1 protein-coding gene and 3 pseudogenes are annotated in these 6,469 nt (G+C 69.9%); 2 read left to right on the forward strand and 2 right to left on the reverse strand.

The genetic code is table 11. The features are described 5' to 3' along the window. Window positions 1-1,101: pseudogene (locus AC2W7M_RS17625) on the forward strand (efflux RND transporter periplasmic adaptor subunit); the annotation flags it as partial. 315 nt (window positions 1,102-1,416) lie between these two features. Further along, window positions 1,417-4,613 (forward strand): annotated as a pseudogene (locus tag AC2W7M_RS17630) (efflux RND transporter permease subunit). 64 nt (window positions 4,614-4,677) lie between these two features. On the opposite strand, the pseudogene AC2W7M_RS17635 reads toward AC2W7M_RS17630, so the two are convergent. Both AC2W7M_RS17635 and AC2W7M_RS17640 read right to left on the reverse strand, forming a co-directional pair. Continuing rightward, window positions 4,678-6,275: pseudogene (locus AC2W7M_RS17635) on the reverse strand (tripartite tricarboxylate transporter permease). Further along, window positions 6,178-6,469, reverse strand: a 292-nt coding sequence (locus AC2W7M_RS17640) for a tripartite tricarboxylate transporter TctB family protein (protein WP_486133656.1), incomplete at its 5' end; no start/stop codon positions are given. The gene AC2W7M_RS17640 and the pseudogene AC2W7M_RS17635, both read right to left, overlap by 98 nt.

Here is a 6,469-nt window from a genome sequence, read left to right on the forward strand (position 1 = left end):
GGGCGAAGGCCGGACCCCGCCGCCGCGTCCGCCAGCCGCCCCGCCCCCGCCACCGGTCGCGGTGGCGACGGTGGAGCCGCGCCAGACCCAGCTCTATGACCGAGTCTCCGGCCGCCTGGAGGCGGTGGAGCGGGTCGAGGTGCGCTCGCGCGTCGCCGGCCAGGTGAAGTCCGTCCACTTCCGCGAGGGCGCGCTGGTGAAGGCCGGCGACCTCCTCGTCACCATCGATCCCGAGCCGTTCCAGGCCGAGGTGGACCAGGCCGCCGCGCAGGTCGCCTCCGCCGAAGCGCGGGTGGAACTGGCCAAGAACGAGCTGGAGCGCGGCGAGCGGCTGATCAACTCGCGCACCATCTCCCAGCAGAACATCGACGAGCGGGTGAACGCCGAGCGCGCCGCCCGCGCCGCCCAGCGCGCCGCCGAGGCGCAGCTGCGCGCCGCCCAGCTCAATCTCTCTTATACCCAGGTGCGCGCGCCGGTGTCCGGCCGCGTCGGGCGCCTGGAGATCACCGTGGGCAACCTGGTGGCCGCCGGCCCCGGCGCGCCGATGCTGACCTCGCTGGTGTCGGTCGACCCCATCTATGCCAGCTTCTCGGCCGACGAGGGCGTGGTGCTGAAGGCGCTCGACGCCCTCGGCGCGCCGACGGCGGCATCGAGCGCATTCCGGTGCTGATGAATGTCGGCGAGGGCAGTCCCGTCGAGGGCCGCATGCAGCTGATCGACAACCAGGTGGACGCCCGCACCGGCACCGTGCGCGTGCGCGCCCAGTTCGCCAATGCGGACGGGCGCTTCATTCCCGGCCAGTTCGTTCGGCTCAAGATGGGCCAGGTGAAGACCGAGCCCGCGCTGCTGGTGAGCGAGCGCGCGGTGGGCACCGACCAGGACAAGAAGTTCGTGTTCGTGGTGGGCGCCGACAACAAGGCGGTCTGGCGCGAGGTGACGCTCGGCCCGGCGGCGGACGGCCTCCGGGTCGTCACCGCGGGCCTGAAGCCCGGCGAGCGGGTGGTGGTGAACGGCCTCCACCGCGTGCGCCCCGGCGCCGAGGTAACGCCGGAGCCGGTGCCCATGCGGGTGACGCAGGCGGCGGCCGCGACGGTCAAGTAGCCGGAGCGCGTCAGCCCCGGCGCGACGATAGCCGCCGTCATGCTCCGGCTTGACCGGAGCATCCAACCCCGAGGCCGGGATACCGGCCGGGCATGGCCCCCCCGGCCAAGCCGGAGGGCGACGGTGGGAGAAACCTGAAATTCCCATCCCTCTCCTCCCCCAGGGAGAGGGTCGGTGAGGTCTGGCCGATGGCCACCGCCCCCGGCCGGAGGCCGGCCCTCACCCACCTTTTTCGCGGCTCCCGCCCAATCGGGCGGAGCCTTCGCGTTCCGCGTTCCAGCCAACGTCCAGCCGCCTCCGACGGAGGAAGGTGCCATGAACCTGTCCAAGTTCTTCATCGACCGCCCGATCTTCGCGGGCGTGCTGTCGGTGCTCATCTTCCTCGCCGGCCTGATCGCCATGCGGGCGATGCCGATCTCGGAATATCCCGAGGTCTCGCCGCCCCAGGTGGTGGTGCGCGCCACCTATCCGGGCGCCAACCCCATCGTCATCGCCGAGACCGTCTCGACGCCGCTGGAGGAGGCCATCAACGGCGTCGAGGACATGCTCTACATGTCCTCCCAGGCCACCACCGACGGCATCATGACGCTGACGGTGACGTTCCGCCTCGGCACCGATCCGGACAAGGCGCAGCAGCTGGTGCAGAACCGCATCTCGCAGGCCGAGCCGCGCCTGCCGGAGGAGGTGCGCCGCCTCGGCGTGACCACGGTGAAGTCCTCGCCCGACCTCACCATGGTGGTGCACATCCTCTCGCCCAACAACCGCTACGACACCACCTATCTGCGCAACTACGCGGTGCTGAACGTGAAGGACCGGCTCGCCCGCATCGAGGGCGTCGGCCAGGTGCAGATCTTCGGCGCCGGCGACTATTCCATGCGCGTGTGGCTCGATCCGCAGAAGGTGGCCGAGCACGGCCTCTCCGCCACCGACGTGGTGAACGAGATCCGCGCCCAGAACGTGCAGGCCGCCGCCGGCGTGGTGGGCGCCTCCCCGTCCCAGCCGGGCGTGGACCTGCAGCTCTCCATCAACGCCCAGGGCCGGCTCGCGAGCGTCGAGGAATTCGGCGAGATCGTCGTCAAGAGCGGCACCGGCGGCGAGATCGTCCGCTTGCGCGACATCGCCCGCATCGAGCTCGGCGCAGCCGACTACGCCCTGCGCTCGCTGCTCGACAACAAGCAGGCGGTGGCGGTGCCGCTGTTCCAGGCGCCGGGCTCCAACGCCATCCGCATCGCCGACGAGGTGCAGCGGGTGATGGCCGAGATCAAGCAGAACATGCCCGAGGGCGTGGACTACGCCATCGTCTACGACACCACCCAGTTCGTGCGCGCCTCCATCGACGCGGTGGTGCACACGTTGCTGGAGGCGGTGCTGCTGGTGGTGCTGGTGGTGATCGTGTTCCTCCAAACCTGGCGCGCTCCATCATCCCGCTGCTCGCCGTTCCGGTGTCCATCGTCGGCACCTTCGCGGTGATGTACGTGATGGGCTTCTCGGTGAACGCGCTCACCCTGTTCGGCCTCGTGCTCGCCATCGGCATCGTCGTCGACGACGCCATCGTCGTGGTGGAGAACGTGGAGCGCAACATCGAGGAGGGCCTCTCCCCGCGCGCCGCCACCTACAAGGCCATGCAGGAGGTCTCCGGCCCCATCATCGCCATCGCTCTGGTGCTGGTGGCGGTGTTCGTGCCGCTCGCTTTCATCACCGGCCTCACCGGCCAGTTCTACCGCCAGTTCGCGCTCACCATCGCCATCTCCACGGTGATCTCGGCGATCAACTCGCTGACGCTCTCGCCGGCGCTCGCGGCGCTGCTGCTGAAGGGCCACGACGCGCCCAAGGACCGCCTGACGCGGGTGATGGATGCGCTGTTCGGCTGGTTCTTCCGCGGCTTTAACCGCGCCTTCTCGGCCGCCTCGCGCGGCTATGGCGGCATCGTCGGGCGCATCGTCACGCGCCGCGTGGTGATGATGGGCCTCTATCTCGTCATCATCGCCCTCACGGTGGGCGTGTTCCGCGCCGTGCCGTCGGGCTTCGTGCCGGGGCAGGACAAGCAGTATCTGGTCGGCTTCGCCCAGCTGCCGGACGGCGCCACCCTCGACCGCACCGAGGACGTGATCCGCAAGATGAGCGAGATCGCCCTGAAGGAGCCGGGCATCGAGAGCGCCATCGCCTTCCCGGGCCTGTCCATCAACGGCTTCACCAACTCGTCGAACTCCGGCATCGTCTTCGTGACGCTGAAGCCGTTCGAGGAGCGGCGCGACCCGCACCTGTCGGGCAACGCGCTGGCGCTGGCGCTGAACATGAAGTTCGCCGCCATCCCGGAGGCCATGATCGCCATGTTCCCGCCGCCGCCGGTGTCGGGGCTCGGCACCATCGGCGGCTTCAAGCTGCAGATCGAGGACCGCGCCGGCTTCGGCTACAAGGCGCTCGACGACGCCACCAAGGCGTTCCTCGGCAAGGCCATGCAGGCCCCCGAGATCGCCGGGCTGTTCTCCTCCTACCAGGTGAACGTGCCGCAGCTCTATGCCGACATCGACCGCGTCAAGGCGCGCCAGCTCGGCGTCGCGGTGACCGACGTGTTCGAGACCATGCAGATCTATCTGGGCTCGACCTACGTCAACGATTTCAACAAGTTCGGCCGCACCTACACGGTGCGCGTCCAGGCCGACGCGCCGTTCCGCGCCCGCGCCGAGGACGTGGGGCAACTGAAGGTGCGCTCGCAGAGCGGCGAGATGATCCCGCTTTCGGCGCTGCTCAAGGTGCGCTCGGCCGCCGGGCCGGAGCGGGCCATGCGCTACAACGGCTTCCTCACCGCCGACGTGAACGGCGGCGCGGCGCCCGGCTTCTCCACCGGCCAGGCCCAGGCGGCGGTGGAGCGGATCGCCCGCGAGACGCTGCCGAAGGGCTTCGACTTCGAATGGACCGAGCTGACCTACCAGGAGATCCTCGCCGGCAATTCGGCGATCTACGTGTTCCCGCTCGCCATCTTCCTGGTCTTCCTGGTGCTCGCCGCCCAGTATGAGAGCCTCATGCTGCCGCTGGCGATCATCATGATCGTGCCCACCGGCCTGTTCGCCGCTTTGACCGGGGTGTGGCTCTCGGGCGGCGACAACAACGTCTTCACCCAGATCGGCCTGTTCGTTCTTGTGGGGCTCTCGGCCAAGAACGCGATCCTCATCGTCGAGTTCGCGCGCGAGCTGGAGTTTGCGGGGCGCACGCCGATCCAGGCAGCGATCGAGGCGAGCCGCCTGCGGCTGCGGCCGATCCTGATGACCTCGCTCGCCTTCATCATGGGCGTGGTGCCCCTGGTGATGTCGGTGGGCGCCGGCGCCGAGATGCGCCAGGCCATGGGCATCGCGGTGTTCTCGGGAATGATCGGCGTGACGTTCTTCGGCATCTTCCTGACGCCGGTGTTCTACGTGATGCTGCGGGCGCTCTCCGGCAACCGCCCGCTGACCCAGCACGGCGCGACCCCGCTCGCCGCGGAGCCGGCCGGGCACCACAGCCCCGCAGAATGAGAACCCGCAGAATGGAAAAGGGCGCCCCTCAGGGCGCCCTTTTCTTTCTTGGTCCCGGCCAGCCTCAGGCCATGGCCTTGCGCCAGCCCATGAAGCGGGCGGCGAGCTGGAGCACGACGACGAGCGCGATGACGGCGATGAGCCCCTTCGCCGCCGGGCCGGAGACGAACACGGCGAAGTCGCCGTCCGAGGTGGTGAGCGCGCGGCGGAAGCTGGTCTCCATGCGCCCGCCCAGCACCAGAGCGAGCAGCAGCGGGGCGACATCGAAGGTGAACTTGCGCAGCACGTAGCCGGCGGCGCCGGCGGCCACCATCAGCACGAGGTCGAGGCTGGAGGCGTTGACCGCATAGACGCCGATCATCGCCACCAGCAGCACCAGCGGGTTGAGCACGCCGGGCGGGATGCGCAGCAGGCTGGTGAACAGGCTCACGAACGGCAGGTTCAGCACCAGCAGCACGATGTTGCCCACATAGAGCGAGGCGATCAGCCCCCAGAACACGTCCGGATGCTCGGACACCAGCTGCGGCCCCGGCTGCACGCCGTGCACCATCATGGCCGAGAGCAGGATGGCGGTGGCCGGGATGGCGGGGATGCCCAGCACCAGCAGCGGGATCATGCTGGACCCGGTGGTGGCGTTGTTGGCGGTCTCCGGCCCGGCGACGCCGGCGATGGCGCCGTGGCCGAAGCGCTCGGGATGGCGCGAGACGCGCTTCTCCACCGCATAGGCGACGAAGGTGGAGACGATGTGCGAGATGCCCGGCACGATGCCGAACAGGAAGCCGATGAGCGAGCCGCGCGCCATGGCGGGCGCCGCCTCGCGCATGTCGTCGCGCGCGGGATCAGGTCCTTAAGCCGCGGCGCCTTGGGGGCGGCGATGCGCGCCTCGTCGAGGCTCATGAGGATTTCCGACACCCCGAACAGGCCGATGGCGAGCGGCACGAAGGACAGGCCCTCGGTCAGCTCCAGCGCGCCGAAGGTGAAGCGCGGCCAGGCGGTGAGCTGGTCGAGCCCCACCATGGACAGAGCAAGGCCCAGCAGGATCATCAGCAGCGTCTTGAGCGGCGGCCCCGAGCCGATGAAGGCGATCACCAGCAGCGCCGCCGCCATCAGGATGAACTCGGCCGCCGGCCCGACCGCGAGCATGGCATCCGCCAGCGGCGGGGCGAACAGCACCAGGCCGAAGATGGAGAGCGTGCCGCCGATGAAGCTGCCCACGGCGGCGATCATCAGCGCCGGGCCGGCGCGGCCCTGGCGCGCCATCTCGTGGCCGTCGATGCAGGTGATGACGCTGGCCGCCTCGCCCGGGATGCGCACCAGGATCGAGGTGGTGGAGCCGCCATACATGGCGCCGCAGAAGATGCCAGCCAGCATGATGATGGCGGTCTCGGGCGGCAGGGCATAGGTGAGCGGCAGCAGGAGCGCCATGCCGGCGAGTGGGCCGAGGCCGGGCAGCACGCCGACCACAGTGCCCCAGAAGCAGCCGACGAAGCACCACAGGAGGTTCTGCGGCGTCAGCGCGATGCGGAAGCCGTCGATGAGGTGGGAAAAGCTCTCCATGGCGTCCTCACGCGGGCAGGAGGCCCGCCAGGAGGCCGTCCGGCAGGCCGACCCCGAGCAGGCGGGTGAAGACGAGATAGGCGCCCGCTGAAGCGGCGACGCCATAAGCGAGGCAGCGCCACGCGGCATAGCCGCCGAGGATGCGGAACAGCGCCGCCAGCATCACGGCGAGGGTGGGCACCGCGCCCATCGGCTCGAAGGCGAACGCGGCCGAGCGCCAGCACGCCGAGCCGTCGACCACGGCCGCCAGCCGCCGAGCGGCACCATCTCCCCGGCCGCCTGCGATGCCCGCCCCGCAG

Source organism: Xanthobacter sp. BG11Y11_SDJG (assembly GCF_057364445.1).